Source organism: Neisseria lactamica (assembly GCF_901482445.1).
Taxonomy (GTDB): Bacteria; Pseudomonadota; Gammaproteobacteria; order Burkholderiales; family Neisseriaceae; genus Neisseria; species Neisseria lactamica.
Window position 1 is genome coordinate 505,392 of record NZ_LR590477.1, and the last position, 21,956, is coordinate 527,347.

At 46.2% G+C, this 21,956-nt stretch carries 20 protein-coding genes and 2 pseudogenes; 12 read left to right on the top strand and 10 right to left on the bottom strand.

Annotated features, from left to right (window positions below; translation table 11 throughout):
• Positions 1-15: 15 nt before the first annotated feature.
• The 3 genes from FGL10_RS02860 to FGL10_RS12750 form a co-directional block, all read right to left on the bottom strand.
• Positions 16-372 (bottom strand): hypothetical protein, encoded by a 357-nt coding sequence (locus tag FGL10_RS02860; RefSeq protein ID WP_036475047.1) that lies wholly within the window; start codon positions 370-372, stop codon positions 16-18.
• Positions 369-7,190 (bottom strand): two-partner secretion domain-containing protein, encoded by a 6,822-nt coding sequence (locus FGL10_RS02865; protein ID WP_003710279.1) that lies wholly within the window; start codon positions 7,188-7,190, stop codon positions 369-371. The genes FGL10_RS02860 and FGL10_RS02865 overlap by 4 nt, the downstream gene beginning before the upstream one ends.
• Before the next feature lie 150 nt (positions 7,191-7,340).
• A complete protein-coding gene (locus FGL10_RS12750; RefSeq protein ID WP_003714281.1) occupies positions 7,341-7,475 on the bottom strand; it encodes a hypothetical protein in 135 nt (44 codons plus the stop codon).
• A 406-nt stretch (positions 7,476-7,881) separates the two neighbouring features.
• Between FGL10_RS12750 and FGL10_RS02875 the strand changes: the two genes are divergently transcribed.
• From FGL10_RS02875 to FGL10_RS02900, 6 genes are all read left to right on the top strand, one after another.
• Positions 7,882-8,529 (top strand): heteromeric transposase endonuclease subunit TnsA, encoded by a 648-nt coding sequence (locus FGL10_RS02875; protein ID WP_003710282.1) that lies wholly within the window; start codon positions 7,882-7,884, stop codon positions 8,527-8,529.
• Positions 8,526-10,223: a TnsB C-terminal domain-containing protein gene (locus FGL10_RS02880; protein ID WP_003710283.1), complete on the top strand. Its 1,698-nt coding sequence runs from the start codon at positions 8,526-8,528 to the stop codon at positions 10,221-10,223. The genes FGL10_RS02875 and FGL10_RS02880 overlap by 4 nt, the downstream gene beginning before the upstream one ends.
• Positions 10,174-11,067, top strand: coding sequence for a TniB family NTP-binding protein (locus FGL10_RS02885; RefSeq protein ID WP_003710285.1), 894 nt, complete (start codon positions 10,174-10,176; stop codon positions 11,065-11,067). Before FGL10_RS02880 ends, FGL10_RS02885 begins: the two co-directional genes overlap by 50 nt.
• On the top strand, positions 11,064-12,086 hold the full coding sequence (locus FGL10_RS02890) for a TniQ family protein (protein WP_003710287.1): 1,023 nt from the start codon (positions 11,064-11,066) through the stop codon (positions 12,084-12,086). Before FGL10_RS02885 ends, FGL10_RS02890 begins: the two co-directional genes overlap by 4 nt.
• Before the next feature lie 68 nt (positions 12,087-12,154).
• On the top strand, positions 12,155-12,427 hold the full coding sequence (locus FGL10_RS02895) for a type II toxin-antitoxin system TacA family antitoxin (RefSeq protein WP_003710290.1): 273 nt from the start codon (positions 12,155-12,157) through the stop codon (positions 12,425-12,427).
• Entirely contained in the window at positions 12,424-12,891 is a 468-nt protein-coding gene (locus tag FGL10_RS02900) for a GNAT family N-acetyltransferase (RefSeq protein ID WP_003710292.1), read from the top strand. Before FGL10_RS02895 ends, FGL10_RS02900 begins: the two co-directional genes overlap by 4 nt.
• A gap of 59 nt (positions 12,892-12,950) precedes the next feature.
• On the opposite strand, the pseudogene FGL10_RS02905 reads toward FGL10_RS02900, so the two are convergent.
• The 5 genes and pseudogenes from FGL10_RS02905 to FGL10_RS02925 form a co-directional block, all read right to left on the bottom strand.
• Positions 12,951-13,151, bottom strand: a pseudogene (locus tag FGL10_RS02905) (HI_1054 family type III restriction endonuclease); the annotation flags it as partial.
• A 37-nt stretch (positions 13,152-13,188) separates the two neighbouring features.
• Complete coding sequence (locus FGL10_RS02910; RefSeq protein WP_003710294.1) at positions 13,189-14,922, bottom strand: Tn7-like element transposition protein TnsE; 1,734 nt, start codon at positions 14,920-14,922, stop codon at positions 13,189-13,191.
• Between the two features lie 78 nt (positions 14,923-15,000).
• Entirely contained in the window at positions 15,001-15,984 is a 984-nt protein-coding gene (gene lipA, locus FGL10_RS02915; RefSeq protein ID WP_002240516.1) for a lipoyl synthase, read from the bottom strand.
• A complete protein-coding gene (gene lipB / locus FGL10_RS02920; protein WP_003710296.1) occupies positions 15,977-16,600 on the bottom strand; it encodes a lipoyl(octanoyl) transferase LipB in 624 nt (207 codons plus the stop codon). Before lipB ends, lipA begins: the two co-directional genes overlap by 8 nt.
• Position 16,601: 1 nt before the next feature.
• Positions 16,602-16,877, bottom strand: a complete 276-nt coding sequence (locus FGL10_RS02925; protein ID WP_003710298.1) for an HP0495 family protein — start codon at positions 16,875-16,877, stop codon at positions 16,602-16,604.
• Positions 16,878-17,061: 184 nt separating this feature from the next.
• Here FGL10_RS02925 and FGL10_RS02930 point away from each other — a divergent pair, with 184 nt between their 5' ends.
• The gene (locus tag FGL10_RS02930) at positions 17,062-18,132 is read left to right on the top strand and encodes an AI-2E family transporter (protein WP_002213526.1); all 1,071 of its coding nucleotides are present in this window, start codon (positions 17,062-17,064) and stop codon (positions 18,130-18,132) included.
• 196 nt (positions 18,133-18,328) lie between these two features.
• Here the strand turns inward: FGL10_RS02930 and FGL10_RS02940 are convergent, their stop codons facing one another.
• Positions 18,329-19,276 carry an SPFH domain-containing protein gene (locus tag FGL10_RS02940; RefSeq protein WP_003710304.1) on the bottom strand — a complete coding sequence of 316 codons (948 nt, stop codon included), beginning with the start codon at positions 19,274-19,276 and terminating at the stop codon, positions 18,329-18,331.
• A 14-nt stretch (positions 19,277-19,290) separates the two neighbouring features.
• Positions 19,291-19,698, bottom strand: a complete 408-nt coding sequence (locus FGL10_RS02945) for an NfeD family protein (RefSeq protein WP_003710305.1) — start codon at positions 19,696-19,698, stop codon at positions 19,291-19,293.
• Between the two features lie 80 nt (positions 19,699-19,778).
• On the opposite strand from FGL10_RS02945, the gene ung reads away from it, so the two are divergent.
• The 5 genes and pseudogenes from ung to FGL10_RS02970 form a co-directional block, all read left to right on the top strand.
• Complete coding sequence (ung, locus tag FGL10_RS02950; protein ID WP_036475050.1) at positions 19,779-20,438, top strand: uracil-DNA glycosylase; 660 nt, start codon at positions 19,779-19,781, stop codon at positions 20,436-20,438.
• A gap of 74 nt (positions 20,439-20,512) precedes the next feature.
• A complete protein-coding gene (locus FGL10_RS12455; protein ID WP_118783806.1) occupies positions 20,513-20,623 on the top strand; it encodes a type I restriction-modification system subunit M in 111 nt (36 codons plus the stop codon).
• The gene (locus tag FGL10_RS13100; protein ID WP_003710310.1) at positions 20,620-21,288 is read left to right on the top strand and encodes a type I restriction enzyme subunit R domain-containing protein; all 669 of its coding nucleotides are present in this window, start codon (positions 20,620-20,622) and stop codon (positions 21,286-21,288) included. Before FGL10_RS12455 ends, FGL10_RS13100 begins: the two co-directional genes overlap by 4 nt.
• Positions 21,285-21,764: a type I restriction enzyme subunit R domain-containing protein gene (locus FGL10_RS13105; protein WP_003710312.1), complete on the top strand. Its 480-nt coding sequence runs from the start codon at positions 21,285-21,287 to the stop codon at positions 21,762-21,764. The genes FGL10_RS13100 and FGL10_RS13105 overlap by 4 nt, the downstream gene beginning before the upstream one ends.
• A pseudogene (locus FGL10_RS02970) lies at positions 21,746-21,952 on the top strand (M48 metallopeptidase family protein); the annotation flags it as partial. The gene FGL10_RS13105 and the pseudogene FGL10_RS02970, both read left to right, overlap by 19 nt.
• Positions 21,953-21,956: the final 4 nt, after the last annotated feature.

Below are 21,956 nucleotides of genomic sequence, written 5' to 3' on the forward strand. Positions count from 1 at the left end.
TCAGGCAGCCTTGTTTCAATTTTCGCGAGGCCATTCGTATTTTTTGTTTTCGGGATAAAGGTCGTAACCCGTACGATACCAGCCTTTTTTTCTCAGGCAGGCATTTGCTTCACTTCCTCCTCCCCCGGCTATCGGGTCATAGCCGCAATCTTTCATGTCTTTCTTTTTTTTTGCAAAATAATCATCGAATTGTTTGCTATATTCTTCATAAGAATATATGCGTAAATTGATATTTTTACTCATCGTTGCCGGATATTCTTGTTCAAGGCGAGAATACTTCCAGTATGTCGATTCATCGGGTGGAGGCTTGAATCCCCCAAACGAACAGGCAGCCAATCCCATAGCCAGAGAGATTGATACGATATATTTCATTTTGTTTTTCCTTTCGGATGTTGTAAATCATAAATGCGTACAGGACGATACATAATTTCGATTTCGTTGGATACTCCTCTTTCAAATACACCTGTCGGACTTTGGGTTTGTTTATTTTTGTCATCTCTATAACCATCGTTTACACATCGATCATTACCCATACCGTAGCAATTATGCGGCGAGGTGTAATCCCCTATAATATCCCTTATCGCCTGCCATTGGCTTTTTTGCCGGGTATTGGTTCCGACTGTTGCCGGATTCTTGCCAATCAGCATGCCGATAAGGTCTAATTCGTGGTTTTCTATTTGGATGGACTGACGGGCGAAATCTGCCGTTCTGGGTGTCGTTACCCCCTGCTGCAGTTGAAACAGCCTTTTATCTGCCCGGACAACGTTGGCGGCAGGGCCGACCATTTTCAGTTCGGTATTGGATAAAATTTTCTTATCCCGATTGGCTCGGGTATTCAAGGTATTGAGTACATTGTCGACCACCAGGGTTCCCCTGCTGTGCGAGCCGACAAACAAACCGTTTTTATCTTTCCCGTAGTCTTCCATGATATTGCCCAAAGCCAAGCCTGAATTGCCCAATCCGATAATGGTCTTATTGCCTATTTTTGCCCCTTCAAGCATTTTATGAAAGGCCGCAACGGCGATTTCGGGCAATTTTGAAAAGCCCCGCCCATTGGTTTCCGGATTGTGCAGGAAATAAACATTTTTATAGACACGTTCATATCGGTTTTTCTCGGGATTGAAACGCCCCACATATTGTTGGGCGGCAAATTTGGCGGCCGCTTGGATATTATTGAAAATGCCGTTGACGCCGACAACGATTTTTTCGACGGTTTTGCCGGTTTCCGGGTCGGTGTAACGGGCGGTTTTCAGATTTTTCCGTTCCTGGTCGGATACTTCGCGCAATTCATAGATATTTCCCCCCATGGCTTTATAGGCTTCCCAATAATCTGTAGATGAGGCAAATTCTTTTTTCAACTTTACTGAGTTGTCAAACTGTTTTTTCATATCCTCTTCAAGCTGCTTATCTTCAATCGGCTCGCCGTTTTCATCCATTTTAAAGGTCATCAGGCGGTGTTCTGCAATAAACTGGCTGCGGTAGGCCTCGTCTGCAATGCCGCCGATCAGCGTCTCATTGACAAACTCTTTGGCAATATCCCTATTGAGTTCGACTTCTTTCAGCAAGCCTTCGCGGTCTGCTTTTGCCAATGCCCTATGTGCGGATGAAGTGCCTTTTTCAATACCGGCAATATTTTTCCTGCCCTGCGCGGAAACAATTTGCCAATCTCCCTCACTGATGACGGAGCGGGTAATGGATTGGCGGCTTTCTGATTCTTTGGCATTGCCCAACAGATTGCCCAAACCCATTTTTGCCAAGGCGTATTTGTCGTTGCTGTGTATATCGTTTTGCTTCAAACCGAATTTCAAGCCGCCGGCGTTGTTTTGATTTAAATTTGCCTCTTTAAAGGTTTCCCCTTTTTCAATACGCTCACTTCGATATTTTTCATTCAACTCGTCGTCTTTCGCCGAAACCTGGTCAAAACGCATCAGGCTGACTGGTTTGCCGCCGATTTTACCGATTTCTGCTTCTTTTTTGGTGGAATATTGTCCGCCGGCAGGCTTCGGGCTGTATGAAAAACCGCCGCTCAAGCCCAAGGCGGAAGCCGCCGCCGAAGCATAGTTTTGAATATCTTTATGCCAGATTTCGCTTGTTTTCAGCAGGTTTTTTGATTTGTCGGCATCTGAAACAACGGCAGCACCGACCAATCCGGTTTTGCCGTTTACGCGAACCCGATAGCCGTCTCCTCCTGCAAAGATACCGCTTTGCTCGTTGACGGATGCATAATCCGAGCTGCTTTTCGAGCGGTTATAGCTGCCGCCGGCACTGAAGCCGTAGCCTACCGTAACTTGGGCGGAAACATTTTCCTGTTTGCCTTTAAACACGGCGGTATCCTGCAAACTTTCGATATGCAGACTCTCTGCCGTTACGCCAACGCCTTTGCCTTTAAGCTGCCCGCCTTTGATGACGGTATCGCCGCCGCTTTCAATAGCGGTTTGGCTGTCTTTGCTGCCGATATGGCTGTTGCGGTAGGCGGTTTCGTCGCCGTTGCCGTAACCTTTGCCGTAGTTTGCTCCGGCTGTGAAGCCGAAACTGATGCCTTTGTTGATGGCGATGGCGACTCCGGCATTAAAGCCTGCGGATTTGTTTTCGCTGCGTTCCTGATGCGTTTGGCGGGAGGCTTCAATCTGAACGGCATTTTCTGCTTTGAGGAGTGTTCCTCTGCCGCCGTACACATCGGAGCCGGCAATCGTAATGTCGGAGTCTTTGCCTGCGCCTGAAGCAGTCAGGGAAACTTTGCCGCCGCCGGTGATTTTGCCCTCTTGCACCTGCGTGCCTTTGATGCGGCTTTCGGAGATGTTCTTCTGTTCGCCGTAGGTAATGGAGACGCTGATGCCCTGACCGGCTGCTTCTTTGGGATTTCGGGCGGCATTATAGAGCGCCACGCCGGAATCTATTCCTTTATTCAAGGCGTTGGCGGCAGCCATCGCATTGACCCGGCTGTTTTTGCTTTTGCCGAGGGTTTGGACTGCTTTTACGGCATCAACCGCGCCCATTACGGTATTCACAACCGGAACGCTAATGGCGACGGTTACGCCTTTTTGTTCGTAAACCTGCTTACTCTCTTGGCTGTAACGGTTTTGTGCGGCATCGATGCTGATTTTTCCGGAGGAAATGCCGACATCGCCTTGGGGCGAGGATACGGTCGAACCGGTTTGGGTGTAATGTTTTCCTGCCGAAATCAGGGTATTGCCGTTCAGGCTGCCGACGACGCTTTCTGTGTGGCTGACGGTCTCGGATCGGTTGGTTTGCGTGTCTTTTTTGCTGCCCGCCGTAAAGCCGATGCCGCCGCTGCCCATCAGACCGGATTTTTCTTTTTTGTTCATTTCGGCACTGCGGCTGCGTGTTTCGGCTGCTTTAAGGACGATATTGTTTTTTGCCGAGAGGACGGTATGGTTGTCTGCAATGATATTGCTGCCGGTAACGGTAATATCGCGTCCTGAAACCAGTATGATTTCTTTGCCGTCCAGCGTGCCGGATACGGTCTGTCCGTTTTGGTTCTTGAGATGGCGGGTTATTTTCTGTTTGGTGCCGCCCCCGCTTCTACCGGTGTATTTCAGGGCATCTTCGGTTTCGGTATGGGCTTTGCCGGATTCGACTTTGATATCCCGTCCGGCTGCCAGTTTCAGACGGCCTTGTTCGCTGCCGACCTCTGCTGCACGGATACGGATGTCTTCTTGGGCATTCAGACTGAGATTGCCTCGTGTGCGGATGGTGCTGCCGACTTCGTTTTGTTCTTTGCGAATCACATAGTTGTCGGAATCAAAGATAGTGTTCTGATTGCGGGAAATGCCCGTCGTATCCGAGCGGATGTCGCCGCCGGCATTCAGTACGGTTTGACCGTCTTCAGATTGATTGGTCAATTCGGAAGCCGTCAGGACGATATTGTTGCCTGCATCCAGCAAGACGCTTCCATTCTGTCTGCCGGTCAGATAAATGCCTGCCACCCGGCCGATATTGCGTACCGAGCCTTGCTCATTCTGATTGCTGCGGGTCTCGCTGCTGCTTTCGATATTGCCGCCCACTTTGAGCAGCAGGGCGTTTTCTGCGCCGATGCTGCCGGTATTCGTAATGTCGCCGCCTGCTGCGGCGAAGATGTTTTTGCCCTGCAAATCACCTTGCAGATTTTTAATATTCTGTGCGTTTAAAATCAGTGCTTCGCGACCGGCAATTAAGCCGCCTCGGTTTTCAATGGCGCCGCTGCCGATATCAACAACACCGCCGGACAGCAACGCCCCTTGTCCGTTCATATCTTGAGGGCGTGCGCGGACATAGACTTTGGGTTTCAATACGGTTTGAGTTGTTCCGTCGGGCAGGGTAACGGTCTCGTTTTCCAGCCAAACAATGTCGGAAGTCAGACGGGCAACCTGTTCGGCAGACAGGGCAATACCCGGAGTAAGCTGCAATTCTTTGGCTATGGTAATGCCGTTATCCATCAAAGCCTTGAATTGCTCTTCGTCATTGGTATAACCGTCCAAGCGGCGGTAGCCTGTCAGCTTGGCGATTTGTTCGTTTACCAGTTTCTGCTCGTAGTAGCCGTCGCCCAAACGCTTGTGGATATGGTTCGGGTCTTGTTGCAGTGCGGCGAGCATATAGCCGCTGCCCAGCCATTTGCGGTAGTCGGTAAAGGCAGGGTCGGTTTCAATCAAATAGCCTTTGTTGTTTGGCGCAATGGCAAACAAGCTGCTGTTCGGCAGAGTAAATGTAGGATGGATGCCGTTTTCGGCAACAGCGGGTACAACAGTGCCGGATATATCAGATGCCTGTTGGGGTGCATAGCCTTTATAGGCTGAAATACCCATACGGATAGAGCTGACTTCGGGAGCCGGTTCGTAGGGAGACCGACTGTGTCCAGTAGAATCCCGCCCTTTCTTGTGATGACGGTGGTAACGGTGCAAGTCCCCTTTATCGGTTATGGTTTTTGTTCCCAAAGTTTCATCATTGTCCAATGCGGATTCGGGCGTACCGACGATCAATCTGCCGCCGGCAATAATCCGGCTGTTATGGTTTTTCAGCTTGGCGGCATCTAAAACCAAATTGCCGCCGCTGATGATTTGACCGGGCTTGGATTCGGTAATTTTGCTCTCGGCGGTGATTCGTTCGTAATCGTATTTGTACCAGACAGAGTGGGGGATGCCGTCCGGAGTCCGCATATGTAAAGACTCATCTTCAAATATTTCCCAGCCCGACTCTTTTTGAGAACCTTCCAGATAGCGTTCTGTTCTGCCTTCCGCCTGATATTCGATACGGTGTTCGCGATGGGTTTCTTCCGTATGGAAACGCAGATGCTCATTGGTATTCTGCAAATCTTTTGTAGCGATACGGATATTGCCTGATGATTCGATTGCCGCACTGCGGTTGTGCAGTGATGTATTTGCTCCTTGCGCCTGTCGGCCTCCATTCAATGCAGAACCGATATGAAGATCGCCGGAGCTGGACAATAATGCCGCCTCTCGGTTCTCAATTTCCCGGGCTCCAATATCCAACCGCTCCCGCGCCGCAATCACCGCTGCTTTGGTTTCGCCGTTGACCGTTTCTTCCCGGTTCAACAAGGTATCTGCCTCAACTGCCACACGGCTGCCGTAAATTCTGCCCGTGCCGGCATTGTCCGACTTGGCTCCGGTTTGCAGCAGCGTTATACCGTTGCTGTTGATTAAGCCCCTGTTGGTGATGCCGTTTTTGCCGTTTAACCCGGTGCGGTTTCCGGATTGGATTTTGCCGGAGACAGTGTTGTCGATTTGGGCAGCGGTCAGTGATACGGTATCGCCTGCCTGTATGATGCGGGTGTTTTTCAGACGGCCTTGGGTGGAGAACGTGAGTGTGCGTCCGGCTTCAATATCGCGTTTGCCGGTAAAATCATCATGAAGAGAAACGGAAACATCGCGTGCGGCGGTTAATATGCCGTCGTTGTCCAGTGATTTTGCCTGTAAGGAGACATCTTTGCCCGCAATAATCGTGCCGTCTGTGTTATTGATATGCAGGCTGCTTTTGCCTGTATCGTGAATATCCAGCAAACCGGCCGAGCCGATTAAGCCTGCTTGATTATTTATGCCGTCTGAGACCTTCAATACACTGCCTTTACCGCTGCGGATAAAGCCTTGGCGGTTATCAACGGTTTGAGCGGCAATGGCGATTTCGGCAGCATCAATCGAACCGCTGTTGCTCAATTTGCCGTCTGCGCTTAACGTAACGCCGCCTGCTGCGGCAAAAATCCGACCCTTGTTGCGGATTACGGCGTCGTTGTCGGTGCTGATTAAAGTGATTTTGTCTGCGTACATCCCACCCAGTGCGGCGGTGTCGATGGCAACGGTAGGAGTAACAGAATCCGAAGAAGATGGCGCAGAAGCTGTTTCGGCAAGAGAGCCGTCAAAATCCAATTTGTTCTTACCCGAAACTACCTTGACATCTTTACCCCAAACGCCCGCATTGATTTCAGCAGCACGACTAAGGATACGGGTGTAATCGGCATCGGAGGTATCCAAACCTTTGCCCCTAATCACGACTTTACCCGAAGAAACATCAAAGCCCGTCAAATTGCCGTTATTCAAAACAGGAACGCCCGAAGTCAGCGTAACCGAAGCGGCATTAATCAATCCGCCGCCATTCACGCGAATGCCCGACGGATTGGCTATGATTACCTCGGCACGTTTGCCGCCAACTTCGATATAACCGTTCAACAGCGAAGGGCTGCTGCTGTCGATCTGGTTCACAATTACCCGCGCTTCGCCGCGTGCCAGATAGGGATTACCTTGAATCCATCCACCGAGTTGCGTTTGCGTATTGCTGCGGCTGTTGTTCAGTATTGCGCCTTTTCCACCAACATCGAACTGCTTGAACCGGTTAACAGAAACGCCTTGGGAGGACGGAGTTTGAATATTGACTTGCGGCAAACCGTTTGCCGTCTGAAGAATAACGGCTTGTTGGTTTTTAGGGGCGGATTTGTCGGCAATGATGCCGGAAGCAGGGGCAGGGGAAAACGCGGCAACGCCCAAAGCCAACATGACAGAAAAGGCAGCCATACGGAAACCGAAGGCTGCCCGGGCAGAAGAAACAGAAGCGGCGCCGGTCACTCGAACCGAAGCCGCCTCACTATCCTGCATACTCTTGCCGTCACGATGAACATTTTCTGCCACAGCCATCATACAACTGCGTTTCTTGTTGAAGATAACCTTGTAGCATTGCTTGTTCATGATGGGTTTTCTTAGATGAAATGTAAGGAATAGTTAAGGACAAAATATAGAAAATTTGAATTAAATTGTCAATAAAAAACTGACAACGTACCCTGATTGTTACCGGCAAAGTTAACCGGGCGTAAATAGGTTTCAATAAACAGCTTGTTGTTATTTTTCAATTGGGAAAAAATCTTCTCTAACCCACCCATTCGCCACAAATTTATTATGTGTAAATTCGGCAATTTCAATAACCGGTTGTTGATCCATATCTGCCCGGTCGTGCTTATCGTCATAAAGTTGCAAATAGTGTCCGAATTTACATCGGATTCGGAGAATAAATTATGCCGTCTGAAGGGCTTTCAGACGGCATAGGCGGCTAACGCGGGTGCAGCTTGCGCCAAACGGAGCGGCAGGCGCAGGGAATCGTTTTTTACTTCGGAACGGTATCCTGAGTTTAATGATGCCCGCAACCGCCGTGGCTTTCGCTGTGAATTCCAACGTTGTTTGCTACTAGAATATGCAAAATCTTATACTTTTAATAATGTTATTTGCGACTGAAAACAAAAATTTTGCACTAAGATTTGAAAATAATATTGTTATTTGAGACTAAATTATAAGAAAGCTAATTGAGTTTGGGTTATTGATAAAGGGCATTAACTCATTAAGATTGTCTTCCTTTTAATCCTTTTTCTACTACACATATAAAACTATGCCAATCCGTAAAATTCCTAAAAACTATCGAAATATTACAGGCATCGCTCCATATAACAAAGCTGTAGGCATTGCAGCTTATGAGTCATCTTTGGAGCGTGATTTTTTAACTCTGCTGGAATTTGATTCTAATGTACAGCATTTCGAAGTACAGCCTATCGCGATTGAGTGGTTTGACCCAGTAGGAAAGAAGCATATCTATACCCCTGATGTTTTGGTTCATTATCAAAATGATGTAATTATTTACGAAGTAAAATATCGTAGCGATTTACGTAAAAACTGGCGTGAACTTAAACCTAAATTTCAGGCTGCCTTACATTTTTGCAAATCACACGGTTGGCATTTTAAACTGATTACAGAGTTAGAGATTCATACTGATTATTTATGCAACGTACGCTTTTTATTGCCATATCAACAAAATGGCTTATCTGGCGAATACAGCGAAGCATATATGACTTTATTGGATGAATCGTTACGCGAATTGAAAAAATCCACACCTAAACAGCTTATTCAACAGACTTTTCAGGATGAATACAATCAAGCAAAATTATTGCCTGTATTGTGGTACTTAATTGCAGAACGAAAAATTGGCGCAGATTTAAATCAACCACTCACTATGCAATCCTCTATATGGTTTAAAAAATGAAAGCAACTTTAAATGTGAATGTCGGTGCAATGGTTTTGTTTCAAAACAAAATCTGTGTAATTACAGCAGTCCTGGATTTAGAAACATATCAGTTACGCGATAGTGTAACCGGTGCAGATTACCAAGCAAAATTAGCGGATCTATCAACAGTCCAGAGTGCTGAATTAACCCACTTAGATAGTATTCCTGAGCAAAAATGGCAATTAGCTCAACAACATTTCGATGTAATTGAGCCACTTATCCGAAATCCAAAACGTAGTAAATCTGATGTTCAAGTGAGAGCTGCCGAATGCGGTGTACATATCAGTACGGTTTATCGCTGGTTAAAAAGTTATAAGGAAAGCGGCGTTCTGACTGCTTTAACACGTAAGCAGCGTAGTGATAGTGGTAAAACACAGCTTTCTGATGATGTAGAACAGCTTATCAGGCAAGTATTGGAAGTGGATTATTTAAGCACACAACGTAAATCAATACAGAAAATCATTAGAGAAATTACACGGCGTTGCCATAAACAAAATTTACCAGCTCCTCATGCTAATACCATTCGTTCTCGAATCAAAAATATTGCACCTCAAATTAAAACTGCTAAACGGCTAAGCCATAAAGCAGCAGAAATGAAATTTTCTCCTTTACAAGGTAGCTTTCCAAATGCCGATTACCCGCTTTCAGTGGTGCAAATAGATCATACAAAGTTAGACATTATTTTAGTTGACGATGTATATCGTAAGCCTATTGGTAGGCCGTGGATTACGCTGGCGATTGATGTGTTCAGCCGAATGGTTACGGGATTTTATGTGTCATTCGATCCACCAAGTGCATTATCTACAGGTTTGTGTTTAGCACATAGTATTTTGTCTAAAGAAAGCTGGTTGGCAAAACATGGAGTGAAAGGGCGGTGGCCTGTGTGGGGTTTGCCACGCAAAATTCATTTGGATAATGCAAAAGAATTCCGTGGCAAAATGCTGGAAAAGGCGTGTAAACAATACGGTATTGAAATTGAGTGGAGGCCTGTGGCACGTCCTCATTTCGGAGGATACATTGAGCGTTTACTGGGTACGATTTTGGATGAAGTCCACGGTTTAACTGGTACTACTTTTGCAAATACACAACAAAGAAAAGATTATGCTTCCGAAAGCAAGTCGGCATTAACGCTAACTGAATTTGAAACGTGGTTAACACTATTTATTTGTGATGTTTATCATCAGCGTACTCATTCTGGATTGGGAATCTCACCGTTAGCCAAATGGAAATCAGGTGTATTAGGAGATAATGTTTCTCTAGGAACAGGACTACCTGATAAAGTGGTTGATGAGACACTATTGCGCTTGACCTTTATGCCGTTTGAAATGCGAACGGTGCAGCAATATGGGGTAGTTATCCATAAAATCACTTATTGGCATGACGTTTTACGACCGTGGATTGCAGCAACTAATCCGACTAATCCTAGACAGGCTCGCCAGTTCATTTTTCGCATAGATCCACGTGATTTAAGCGTGATTTGGTTTTATGACCCAGATTTATTGATGTATTTTCCAATACCTTATCGGAACAGTTCGAATCCGGTTAGAGGAATATTATATCGTCTGAAAATGAGGAAAATATGTTTGATGATATTCAGCCTTTTGATGATTTGGACGATTTATCATGAATTATCCTCACCTTTCTCCCAAAGCAAAAGAACAACTAAAGTATAGCGATATTGAGCGCATCGAATACATACGTTCCCCTCGTTGGATAGATTATCCGCAGGCTCAACAGATTTTGGTAAAACTGGAAGATTTGCTAAGTTTCCCGAAACAAAACCGTATGCCTAATATGTTGTTGGTTGGTGATACTAATAACGGTAAGACCATGTTGATTAAACATTTTTTGCGGCAACATCCAGCCCATGATAATCCACATGGAAATGGTATTATCGCACCAGTAGTGATTATTCAAGCACCGCCTATACCTGATGAAAGCCGTTTTTACAATGCTATTTTAGACTTACTGTTTGCCCCCTATAAAACTCATGACAGGACAGATAAAAAACTTGCCCAAGTGCTTCATTTGCTCAAATACGTTAATACTAAAATGTTGATTATTGATGAAATCCACCATATCCTTTCCGGGAGTTTGAATAAGCAGAAAACGTTTTTAAATGTAATTAAATACTTAGGAAATGAATTACAAATTCCGATTGTAGGTGTAGGTATTAAAGACGCATATCGAGCCATTCAAACTGATGCACAGTTGGCCAACCGTTTTGAACCTGCGGTGCTTCCTCGTTGGGAATTAAATAAGGATTTTATGCGTTTATTGATGAGCTTTGAACGGATGCTGCCGCTTAGTCAGCCGTCGGATTTACATGAAATTTCGTTGGCTACAAAGTTATATGCCATGAGTGAAGGATATATTGGAGAGCTTTCTCGTTTGCTGACACAAGCTGCTGTAGCCGCTATTCAACAACAAACTGAATGTATTAACGAAACAATCTTAAATTCAATCAACTGGATTAGCCCAAGCCAACGTAAACGTCAATTGGATAAACTCAGATGATTCTACCCGCTCATCCGAAACCTTATCCTGATGAATTGTTTACATCGTGGTTGATTCGGTTAGCTCATGCCAATGGTTTGAAAGTGCAAACTTTTTACCATTTGCTGTTTCCTGATTACGAAATTTGGAATAGAGATATAGACCGACACGCACCCGATTGGTTAATCCACGCGCTAGCCGAAAAAACAGGCTGCCCGATTGCTCAAATTCATGAAACAACGCTAGACAGCCTAAAAGGTAAATTATTTGAATACAATAGAATTTTCAGCCAATTAGCATGGATAAGCAGCCTGAAAGCCAATCATCGCAAATGCGACAACAACGCCATTGCCTATTGCCCCAAATGCTTTGCAGAAGACCAAGAATCGTATTTTCGCAAATCATGGCGCGTAGCTTTGCACACCTTTTGCCCCAAACATCTAACCATGTTACACGACTGCTGCCCTGAATGCGGTGCATACATTGCCTTTCATCGCCAAGAATTAGGCAGACCGAATTTGCACCATTTCACAGCATTAAAATACTGTTGGCATTGCCAATACGATTTAAGCCAAAGCCTAAGTGAAAGCGTTGTATTTACCAACGATAAAATAGGGCAACAATGGCAAACGTGGTTAAACCAAATTGCCGACCCACATTATCATTTCAGGCAGCCTGAAATAGATTGGCTGAAAATTTTGCACCATTTCGTTGTGATTGCTACATCACAACGACTTGCGCCCAATCTATACGCCTATTTATGTGACCAAATTCAACAGCAACCACTCAATCTAGACCGCAGCAAACGCCTAATTTGGGAAAGCCGTAGCCTAGCCGAGCGACACAGCACCATTCACGCTTGCTTATGGTTGCTGCAAGATTATCCCAACAACCTAATTCAGGCATGGCAGGATAAAGCGGTTCGCTACAACCATTTACTAAAAGATTTTCGGGATTGTCCTGATAGCTTTCGGGAAATAGTGTCGCAAATGAATCGGAATGTGCATAAAGAGTTGTATATGTCTTCAAATTCACAATAAAACATTTCACAAAATGTGGCAATTTGCCGTAAAATAGAATTTTCTTAATCAGTAAAAGGATAAGGAAAATGTCCACGACTTATGCCCGAATTGAAGCGCGTATTCCTATTGAAATTCAGCAAATGATTAAACAAGCTGCTAATTTGGAGGGAAGAACACTAACCGATTTTATGATTAAAGCACTATCAGAAGCAGCTAAACAAACCATTGGAGAAAATCAAATGGTTAAATTATCTATGGCAGACCAACAGCGTTTTGTAGAAATAATGCGATCGTCTAACCAACCTACCGTAGCCATGCAAGAAGCAATGAAACTGCACGAAAAAATGGTTCAGTCATGATTAAAATTAAAGCATTTGATAAATCCATCAATCGCAAAACTTTTCATTGCACGTCAGAACCGCTTAATCACTATTTTCAGAAAACCGTTAGCCAAGATGTAAAACGTAAATTGAGTTCGTGTTTTGTGGCGGAAAATGAACAAGGCGAGATAGTTGGCTTTTACACGTTGGCAGCGACAGGTATTTGCCTTGACTTGTTGCCTGAAAGCGAAGCCAAAAAATTGCCGAAATATCCGCTTATTCCGTGTGTATTGTTGGGACGATTAGCAGTTGATGAACGATTTATAGGACAAGGATTAGGGCGAGTATTGTTGGTTGATGCAATTCAGCGCGTGAGCCGTTCTGATATTGCTGCGTTTGCTGTGATGGTAGAAGCAAAAGATGAATCAGCTAAATTGTTTTACGAAAAAATGGGTTTTCAAGCATTGATTGATGAACCATTGCGATTGTTTTTCAAATTATGATTTTTAGGCTGCCTGTTACTTGTTCAGGCAGCCTGAAATTATGCTAATTGTCAGGTAAATCAACTCAATGGAAATAACTGGTCAAACTTATCATATTGTTTAGGATTTTTCTCTTTATCAGCAAAAAACGGCAAGCCAATCAAACGATAATGCGGTGTATCTTTTTGCAAAATCCTATTTTTACCGTATCGTGTGGTAATCGCATTTAAGAAATCTTGTTTCCAAGAATCTGTTGCTATCAAATGTGCGCCTTTTGGTTCATTGGTCTTGAATTTTACTATCTATCATTGGAAATCCTTACTTGTTAAAGTTAATAATCTTAGTATAAATCTTCTCTGCAAAACTTTTAATATCTGTATGCGTATGCTTAAAAGTTTTCATATTTTGTATGCCTACAAGTTTACCCCAAATACCTTTATTCTTCGCCAATTCATGTAATAAATTAGCAAAATAATCTATTTCATTATTCGTATCTAAATGAAGAATAGCGGTAACAAAATGTTCATTATCTCGCGCTTGAATTTCAATTAGCCAAAATGTTTTTCCGCAATATTCAATTTTACCAAATAAGACTTTACGTCTTGTCTTACTTTTGGAATCCAAATAAGACCATTGAGCTTTATTTCTTGGGGCAATAAAAGGAACAAAATCACAGTTCTCGTTATTAAATAGATGGATAGCAGCCTGAATATCTGAATATTCTTCATTCAAATGTTCGATAGCCCGTACGGAATTATCAAAAGTCGCAGCTAAGGCAGCCCTATTTTGTTTTTCGGATTGGGTATTAAAAGTGCTAATGGACGCAGGTGCAATTGTAGTTTGGCTCCATGTACCTAAATCCACTCCTAAGCTAGTTACATTAATTTTTTCATTTATGGCAAGTTTCTGTGCTTTGTATTCATTAAAGGGCTTTTGGGGTTTTTCAATCTTTTTACCGATCAAATCTGAAAAGCAATTTATGTTTAAGTTAAATTGTAATGTTGATACGCAATTGACTGATTCATATTGATTTTGAATAGTGGAATTTCCCTTGAGACTGGGAGTTTGTCCCTCTCTTCGATATTCTTTCTTTTTATCATCAGGTATATCTGTTTTTTTATCTCCCTTTCGATTGTCATTATTCCTATCAACAGAAATATTGGGAAAAGGAGCCGAACAAGAACAAATCTCCGTAACTAAGAATCTATCAACAATTTTAATACCGCGAACCATTAAATTGGTTGGATTGATAAATGGGAAATTGGTAGATAATAATGTAGTTGGTTGTTTGTTAACTCCTATTTTTATTAGGGAGTTTTTAATCTGAAAGAATCCAGGCAATGCAATATCTGAAGTCAATATTCTTGCTAAAATAAAGGCCTCTTGATCTGTATATTGCTGTGGTAATTTAATGACTACCTTATCTGTTTCATTATCTATCGCATATGAAATTTTTGTAATTTCTTCTGGATTAGAAAATGTTAAATGAGCTAGTCTAGTTGAACAGGCATAGTAAAAACGGATAATTTCTATTACTGGAATAATTATTCCATTTTTGTAATTTTCATTTTGAATTTTGAAGCAAGAAAAAGGTACTTTTGCATCCGTTGCAAAATTTTTCTGCAACAATAGTTTGCACTCTTGTTCTCTTCCGCTTGAATCTAAATATTTTATTTTGTAATTGCTATTAATTATTTCTACTGTATTTGCATTTATTTCAATATTTTTAAGAGTGGCTATATCTGTAACTGCATTATTGTTTTGAAGTTTTCCTTTTATCCAAAGAGATCCCACTCTTAAAATAGGAAGCAAGCCTATATTAACAGGAATCTTTTTCAATTGATTATATTCTGGAATTTCTCTACCAGAACTATCAAATTTAGCAAAGTTATATACAGAATTATCGTGAAAGTTAACTGGGCGTAAATAGACTTCAATAAACAGGTTATTGTTATTTTTCAATTGGGAAAAAATCTTCCCTAACCCATCAATTCGCCACAATTTATTATCATGTGGGAATTCGGCAATTTCAATAACTGGTTGTTGATCCATATTTGCCCAGTCGAACTTAGCGTTATAAAGTCGCAAATAGCGTAGTTCAGTCTCAAATAGCGTCAGAATTCACACACATTAATGATGCCCGCAACCGCCGTGGCTTTCGCGTAAGGCTTCGGCAGCCTGTTCGTCGGCGTGGTAGCTGGAACGCACCATCGCGCCGATGGCGGCATTGCTGAAGCCCAGTTCGTATGCTTCTTTTTCAAAGATTTTGAACTGCTCGGGCGTAACGTAGCGCAAGACGGGCAGGTGGCCGTCTGAAGGTTGGAGGTATTGCCCGATGGTAATCATTTCGATATTGTGCGCCCGCATATCGCGCATAATTTCGCGCACGTCTTCGTCTGTTTCGCCCAAGCCGACCATAATGCCGGATTTTGTGGGAATATGCGGCATCATTTCTTTATAACGTTTTAATAAGTCTAAAGAATGTTGATAATTGGCACCGGGACGGGCTTTTTTATACAGGCTGGGATGGGTTTCCAGGTTGTGGTTCATCACGTCGGGCGGGGTTTCGGCAAGGATTTTCAGTGCGATGTCCAAGCGGCCTCGGAAGTCGGGGACGAGGATTTCGATTTTGGTGTTCGGACTGGTCTCGCGGATGGCTTTGATGCAGTCGGCGAAGTGTTGGGCGCCGCCGTCGCGCAGGTCGTCGCGGTCGACGGAGGTGATGACGACGTAACGCAGGTTCATGGCTTTGACGGATTCGGCGAGGTTTTTCGGTTCGTCGGGGTCGAGCATATTGGGGCGGCCGTGTCCCACGTCGCAGAACGGGCAGCGGCGGGTGCAGATGTCGCCCATAATCATGAAGGTCGCCGTGCCTTTGCTGAAGCATTCGCCGATGTTGGGGCAGGAGGCTTCCTCGCAAACGGTGTGCATTTTTTGTTCGCGCAAAATGTCTTTGATTTCAAAGAATTTGCGCGATGGAAGTTTGGCGCGTATCCATTCGGGCTTTTTCAATTTTTCCTGAAGGGGGACGACTTTGATGGGGATGCGGGCGGTTTTGTCCGCGCCTCTGAGTTTGATGCCGCGTTTGGGGTCGTCGGTTTTGATTTCACTCATTGTTGTCTGCTTTCGGTGTGAGTTGTGTTTCAAGGTGTGCGGTGAGTTTGGCGGCAACTTCGTCCAAAGTGGGACAGGGGCAGACGAGGTCGGCAATCTGCGTCATTTCCATACCTGCATAACCGCAGGGGTTGATATGGGTAAACGGACTTAAATCCATATTGACGTTGAGCGCAAGCCCGTGATAGACGGAGCCGTTTTTGATACGCAGCCCCAGTGAGGCGATTTTGCGTTCGCCGACGTAAACGCCGGGGCGTTTGGGGTCTGCCGCCGCTTCGATGCCGTATTCCGCCAATGTGGCGATGATGCTGTTTTCAAGCGCGGAAACGATGTTTCTCACACTGGTTTTGCGCCGTTTGAAATCAATCATCGTATAAACGACCAATTGCCCGGGCCCGTGATAGGTAATCTGTCCGCCCCGGTCAATCTGGATGACGGGGATGTCGTCGCGGATCAGCAGGTGTTCGGGTTTGCCCGCCAATCCTTGTGTGAACACGGGGGGGTGCTCGACAACCCACAGTTCGTCTTCGGTGTCGGCATTCCGTCCGGCATTAAAGGTTTTCATCGCCTCGAAAGTCGGCAGATATTCGACCAAACCTTTGTGTATGATTTTCATCTCAAAGTACCACTTTGACCAGTTCGTGCGAAGTCAGCGCGCGGTAGATGTTGTCCAATTGTTCTTGGTTTTCAACCTTTACCTGAACGGTGGCGCCGGTATAGTTGCCTTTGCTGCTCGGACGCGTGGTGATGTGGTGCGCCTGCGTTTCAGGGGCGTGAAGGCGGACGGTGTCCAATACCGCCTGCTCGAACTCGGGATGCACCGCGCCCATCACTTTCAATGGGAAGGTGCAGGGAAAGTCGATGAGGGATGTTTTGTTTTTTTGTTCGGTCATGATGTGCTGCCTTGTCGTGTACGGTATGCCGTCTGAAGGCGGGTTTGCCTTTCAGACGGCATCGGATGTGCGTTATTTTAGCCTAAACCGCGATAACAGGCTATCGGGAAGGCGGAGGCTTTTTTGACGGCGCGGCGGTTCTGCTATACTGGCGCGCAATATTATTTTTAGAAGGGTGGTTTTTATGTATCGGAGGAAAGGGCGGGGCATCAAGCCGTGGATGGGTGCCGGTGCGGCGTTTGCCGCCTTGGTTTGGCTGGTTTTCGCGCTCGGCGATACTTTGACTCCGTTTGCGGTTGCGGCGGTGCTGGCGTATGTATTGGACCCTTTGGTCGAATGGTTGCAGAAAAAGGGTTTGAACCGTGCATCCGCTTCGATGTCTGTGATGGTGTTTTCCTTGATTTTGTTGTTGGCATTATTGTTGATTATCGTCCCTATGCTGGTCGGGCAGTTCAACAATTTGGCATCGCGCCTGCCCCAATTAATCGGTTTTATGCAGAACACGCTGCTGCCGTGGTTGAAAAATACAATCGGCGGATATGTGGAAATCGATCAGGCATCTATTATTGCGTGGCTTCAGGCGCATACGGGAGAGTTGAGCAACGCGCTTAAGGCGTGGTTTCCCGTTTTGATGAGGCAGGGCGGCAATATTGTCAGCAGTATCGGCAACCTGCTGCTGCTTCCCTTGCTGCTTTACTATTTCCTGCTGGATTGGCAGCGGTGGTCGTGCGGCATTGCCAAACTGGTTCCGAGGCGTTTTGCCGGTGCTTATACGCGCATTACAGGCAATTTGAACGAGGTATTGGGCGAATTTTTGCGCGGGCAGCTTTTGGTGATGCTGATTATGGGTTTGGTTTACGGCTTGGGGTTGGTGCTGGTCGGGCTGGATTCGGGGTTTGCAATCGGTATGGTTGCCGGTATTTTGGTTTTTGTTCCCTATTTGGGCGCGTTTACAGGACTGCTGCTGGCAACCGTCGCCGCCTTGCTCCAGTTCGGTTCGTGGAACGGCATCTTGGCTGTTTGGGCGGTTTTTGCCGTAGGACAGTTTCTCGAAAGTTTTTTCATTACGCCGAAAATCGTGGGAGACCGTATCGGCCTGTCGCCGTTTTGGGTTATCTTTTCGCTGATGGCGTTCGGGCAGCTGATGGGCTTTGTCGGAATGTTGGCCGGATTGCCTTTGGCCGCCGTAACCTTGGTCTTGCTTCGCGAGGGCGTGCAGAAATATTTTGCCGGCAGTTTTTACCGGGGCAGGTAGGCGGTTCCGAAACATATAGTGGATTAACAAAAATCAGGACAAGGCGACGAAGCCGCAGACAGTACAAATAGGGCAACGCCGTACTGGTTTTTGTTAATCCACTATATTTGAAGCGGAATACAACCTTGCCCGGGTTTAAATAAAAATGCCGTCTGAACCCCGAAAACTGGACTTCAGACGGCATTTTCATCACGGCTTATTTGGCGGTTTTGCTGCTGTCGATAATTTTCATACCGGCAGAAATCAGGCTGCCGATGTCGGCAACATTGGCGGGCATAATCAGCGTATTGCTTTCTTTGGCAAGATTGTTGAACGCAGCGACGTATTGTTCCGCAATCTTCAGATTGACCGCATCCGCGCCGCCTTGGGTTTGAAGGGCGGCGGCAATTTGACGGATGGCTTCGGCATTGGCTTCGGCAACAAGGCGCAAGGATTCCGCTTCACCTTTGGCACGGTTGATGCGGGCGATTTTCTCGGCATTTGACGCATTGACCGCAGCCTGAGCCTCGCCTTCGGATTGTTGGATTTCGGCTTCGCGCTGACCACTGGCAAGGTTGATTTGTTCGATTTTACGGCCTTCGGATTCGGCGATACGGGCGCGTTTTTCGCGTTCGGCGGTAATTTGCGCCTGCATCGCACGCAAAATCTCTTGCGGCGGCACCAAGTCTTTAATCTCATAACGCAAAACCTTCACGCCCCAAGCCCCGGCCGCCTCGTCCAAAGCCGCAACAACAGTGCTGTTGATTTCGTCGCGTTCTTCAAACGTTTTGTCCAACTCCATACGCCCGATAACGGAACGCAGCGTCGTTTGGGCAAGCTGGGTAATCGCCATAATGTAGTTGCTCGAACCGTATGAGGCGAGTTTGGGGTCGGTTACTTGGAAATAGATGATGCCGTCAACAGTCAGCTGCGTATTGTCGCGCGTGATGCAGACTTGGCTGGGTACGTCTAAAGGGATTTCTTTCAGCGAATGACGGTAGGCGACGCGGTCGATAAAGGGAATCAAAATATTCAAACCGGCCGTCAGGGCGCGATGGAAACGCCCCAGCCTTTCGACAACGTGGACTTCCTGTTGTGGGATGACGACAAAGGATTTGAAGCCGAAAACGGCAACGGCTGCCAACAAGATAATGAAAAATTCCATAATTCCTCCGAGTGTTAAGGGTGTGTGATAATAAGAAGGTTACCTTCCTTGCGGACGATTAGAGCGCGCGTTCCCGGTTCAAACACATCCTGTCCCGTATTTTGCGCCTGCCAGTGCGTACCGCGATAAAAAACTTCGTAACGGTTGCCGCCTGTGTGCCGGAGAATTTCGGCATATTGCCCGGCATCCAAATCCTGATATGAATCCGTTTCAACTTTTCCCCCGGCGGTTTTGGCGTGTACGAACCAAATACCCAGCGCGGAAAGTAGGGCGGCGGCCAAGACGGCGGCAGGCGTGCTGCCGGTCAGTCCGTAGATAATGCCCGAACCCGCCAAAGCCGCGCTGACAACCAAAAGATAAACCGTTCCCGTCAATAATTCGATGATTAAGACGGCAACAGCAGCAACAAACCATACAGTCATACATTTCCCCACAAAGCGTGTCGTTTGACAAAATCACGCGATATCAGCAGTATAGCCGAATTTGAAAGGATAGGGCAGATATGGACACTTGGCACGATGCACTCGGCGGCGAAAAACAGCAGCCGTATTTTCAGGAAATTTTAAATGCGGTCCGGCAGGAACGTTTGTCGGGACAAATCATCTATCCGCCGGAGACAGATGTGTTCAACGCATTCCGCCTGACAGCGTTCGACCGGGTCAAAGTCGTTATTCTCGGACAAGACCCGTATCACGGGGCAGGGCAGGCGCACGGTTTGGCATTTTCCGTCCGGCAGGGTATCCGCATACCGCCGTCTTTACTCAATATCTACAAGGAGTTGGAAACCGACATCGAAGGCTTTTCCATTCCCGCGCACGGCTGTCTGACAGCGTGGGCGGAGCAGGGCGTATTGCTTCTGAACACGGTTTTGACCGTACGCGAAGGACAGGCGCATTCGCACGCCCTTTTAGGCTGGGAACGCTTTACCGATACCGTCATCAGGCAGCTTGCGACACACCGCAAGCATCTTGTCTTTATGCTGTGGGGTGGGTATGCACAACAAAAAAGGAAACTGATAGACAGTCAAAACCATTTGATATTGACCGCGCCGCATCCGTCTCCTCTGTCGGCATATCGCGGTTTTTTCGGCTGCCGCCATTTTTCACAGGCAAACAGCTATTTGGGCCGGCACGGTATCGAACCGATAAACTGGAAGCTGTAATGCCGATATAGCCGTTGCCGCCGGCGTGTTAAAATCGCGCCCAATCTGTAATTTTTGTTTATCGGGCAAACCTTATGGCAATCAAAAAAAACCAGCTTTACGCATCGCTTTGGGCGGGCTGCGACGAATTGCGCGGCGGTATGGATGCCACCGCACCCAATCGGGCAAACTGCACGAAGCGATGAAATCCCTGTTGCCCGATGCGATATTTGTCGGCTTTACCGGTACGCCGCTTCTGAAAACGGACAAAAAACAGTCTGTCGAGGTATTCGGCGGCTTTATCCATACCTATAAGTTTAACGAAGCGGTTAAGGACGGCGTGGTGTTGGATTTGCTTTATGAAGCGCGCGATATTGGGCAGTCCCTGTCTTTCCGCAAGTGTGTCGATGATTGGTTTGAAGCCAAAACGCGCGGTATGACCGATATTGCCAAAACCCAACTCAAACAACGTTGGGGAACAATGCAGAAATTGCTGCCGTCTAAAAACCGCCTGGAAAAAATCGCGGACGATTTTTTGCTGGATATGGAAACCAAGCCCCGGCTTTCAGACGGCAGCGGCAATGCGATTTTGGTCTGCGCCAGCGTCTATCAGGCGTGCCAGTGTTATGAACTGTTTGCTCAAAGCGGCTTGAAAAACAAGGTGGCGATTGTAAGCAGCTTCAAGCCTGATGCCCGGGCTGCCAAAAATGCGGTTTCCACCCAAGCGCAAAATGAAGAGCTGTTCAAATATGAAACCTATCGCAAGATGATTGCCGATTATTACCGGGTGGGCGAAGACAAAGCGGCGGTTATGGCGGAACAATTTGAAATTGATGTAAAAAACGCTTTATCGGGCAGCCCGCACAAATGAAGCTGTTGATTGTGGTGGATAAATTATTAACAGGCTTTGATGCGCCTTCGGCAACTTATCTCTATATCGACAAAAAAATGGCAGACCATAACCTTTTCCAAGCCATTTGCCGGGTGAGCCGTTTGGACGGCGAGTCGAAGACTTACGGTTATGTGGTGGATTATCGGGATTTGTTCAAATCCTTGGAAAAGGCGTTTAAAGATTTCACCCGAGAAGCCTTTGGAGGCTACGAGCCTGCCGATGTGGAAGGGCCGGTTAAAGACCGCCTGAGCACGGCAAAAGAAGATTTGGAAACGGCTTGGGAAGCGGTGCAGATGATGGCGGAAAACGTACCGGTGCCGAAAACTTTTCCCGAGTACAAAGCCTATTTTTGCGGCGCGGACGATAAAATCAACCTGCAAACCGAATATCAGGGCAAACGCCTGGCGTTTTATCGGGCGGCAGCAAAATTAATCCCGCCAAGCGTTTCGGCGTGAAAAAAATGAAAACCCTTTGGGGCAGTTGCAATACCGGCACTGCCGGCATTTGGTTGAATCTGGAACTCGCAAAAAAACCGCCGGAATGCTTGGAATACGTCGTCGTCCACGAACTGATCCATTTGCTCGAACGCCGTCACAATGCCCGTTTTATGGCGCAACCGCGTTTGCACAATAATATAATTTAACATA

Bases quoted from the DNA above. Each gene is read 5' to 3' on its own strand.
- FGL10_RS02860 (WP_036475047.1), bottom strand. From the start codon at position 372: ATGAAATATATCGTATCAATCTCTCTGGCTATGGGATTGGCTGCCTGT.
- FGL10_RS02865 (WP_003710279.1), bottom strand. From the start codon at position 7,190: ATGAACAAGCAATGCTACAAGGTTATCTTCAACAAGAAACGCAGTTGT.
- FGL10_RS02875 (WP_003710282.1), top strand. From the start codon at position 7,882: ATGCCAATCCGTAAAATTCCTAAAAACTATCGAAATATTACAGGCATC.
- FGL10_RS02880 (WP_003710283.1), top strand. From the start codon at position 8,526: ATGAAAGCAACTTTAAATGTGAATGTCGGTGCAATGGTTTTGTTTCAA.
- FGL10_RS02885 (WP_003710285.1), top strand. From the start codon at position 10,174: ATGAATTATCCTCACCTTTCTCCCAAAGCAAAAGAACAACTAAAGTAT.
- FGL10_RS02890 (WP_003710287.1), top strand. From the start codon at position 11,064: ATGATTCTACCCGCTCATCCGAAACCTTATCCTGATGAATTGTTTACA.
- FGL10_RS02895 (WP_003710290.1), top strand. From the start codon at position 12,155: ATGTCCACGACTTATGCCCGAATTGAAGCGCGTATTCCTATTGAAATT.
- FGL10_RS02900 (WP_003710292.1), top strand. From the start codon at position 12,424: ATGATTAAAATTAAAGCATTTGATAAATCCATCAATCGCAAAACTTTT.
- FGL10_RS02910 (WP_003710294.1), bottom strand. From the start codon at position 14,922: ATGGATCAACAACCAGTTATTGAAATTGCCGAATTCCCACATGATAAT.
- lipA (WP_002240516.1), bottom strand. From the start codon at position 15,984: ATGAGTGAAATCAAAACCGACGACCCCAAACGCGGCATCAAACTCAGA.
- lipB (WP_003710296.1), bottom strand. From the start codon at position 16,600: ATGAAAATCATACACAAAGGTTTGGTCGAATATCTGCCGACTTTCGAG.
- FGL10_RS02925 (WP_003710298.1), bottom strand. From the start codon at position 16,877: ATGACCGAACAAAAAAACAAAACATCCCTCATCGACTTTCCCTGCACC.
- FGL10_RS02930 (WP_002213526.1), top strand. From the start codon at position 17,062: ATGTATCGGAGGAAAGGGCGGGGCATCAAGCCGTGGATGGGTGCCGGT.
- FGL10_RS02940 (WP_003710304.1), bottom strand. From the start codon at position 19,276: ATGGAATTTTTCATTATCTTGTTGGCAGCCGTTGCCGTTTTCGGCTTC.
- FGL10_RS02945 (WP_003710305.1), bottom strand. From the start codon at position 19,698: ATGACTGTATGGTTTGTTGCTGCTGTTGCCGTCTTAATCATCGAATTA.
- ung (WP_036475050.1), top strand. From the start codon at position 19,779: ATGGACACTTGGCACGATGCACTCGGCGGCGAAAAACAGCAGCCGTAT.
- FGL10_RS12455 (WP_118783806.1), top strand. From the start codon at position 20,513: ATGGCAATCAAAAAAAACCAGCTTTACGCATCGCTTTGGGCGGGCTGC.
- FGL10_RS13100 (WP_003710310.1), top strand. From the start codon at position 20,620: ATGAAATCCCTGTTGCCCGATGCGATATTTGTCGGCTTTACCGGTACG.
- FGL10_RS13105 (WP_003710312.1), top strand. From the start codon at position 21,285: ATGAAGCTGTTGATTGTGGTGGATAAATTATTAACAGGCTTTGATGCG.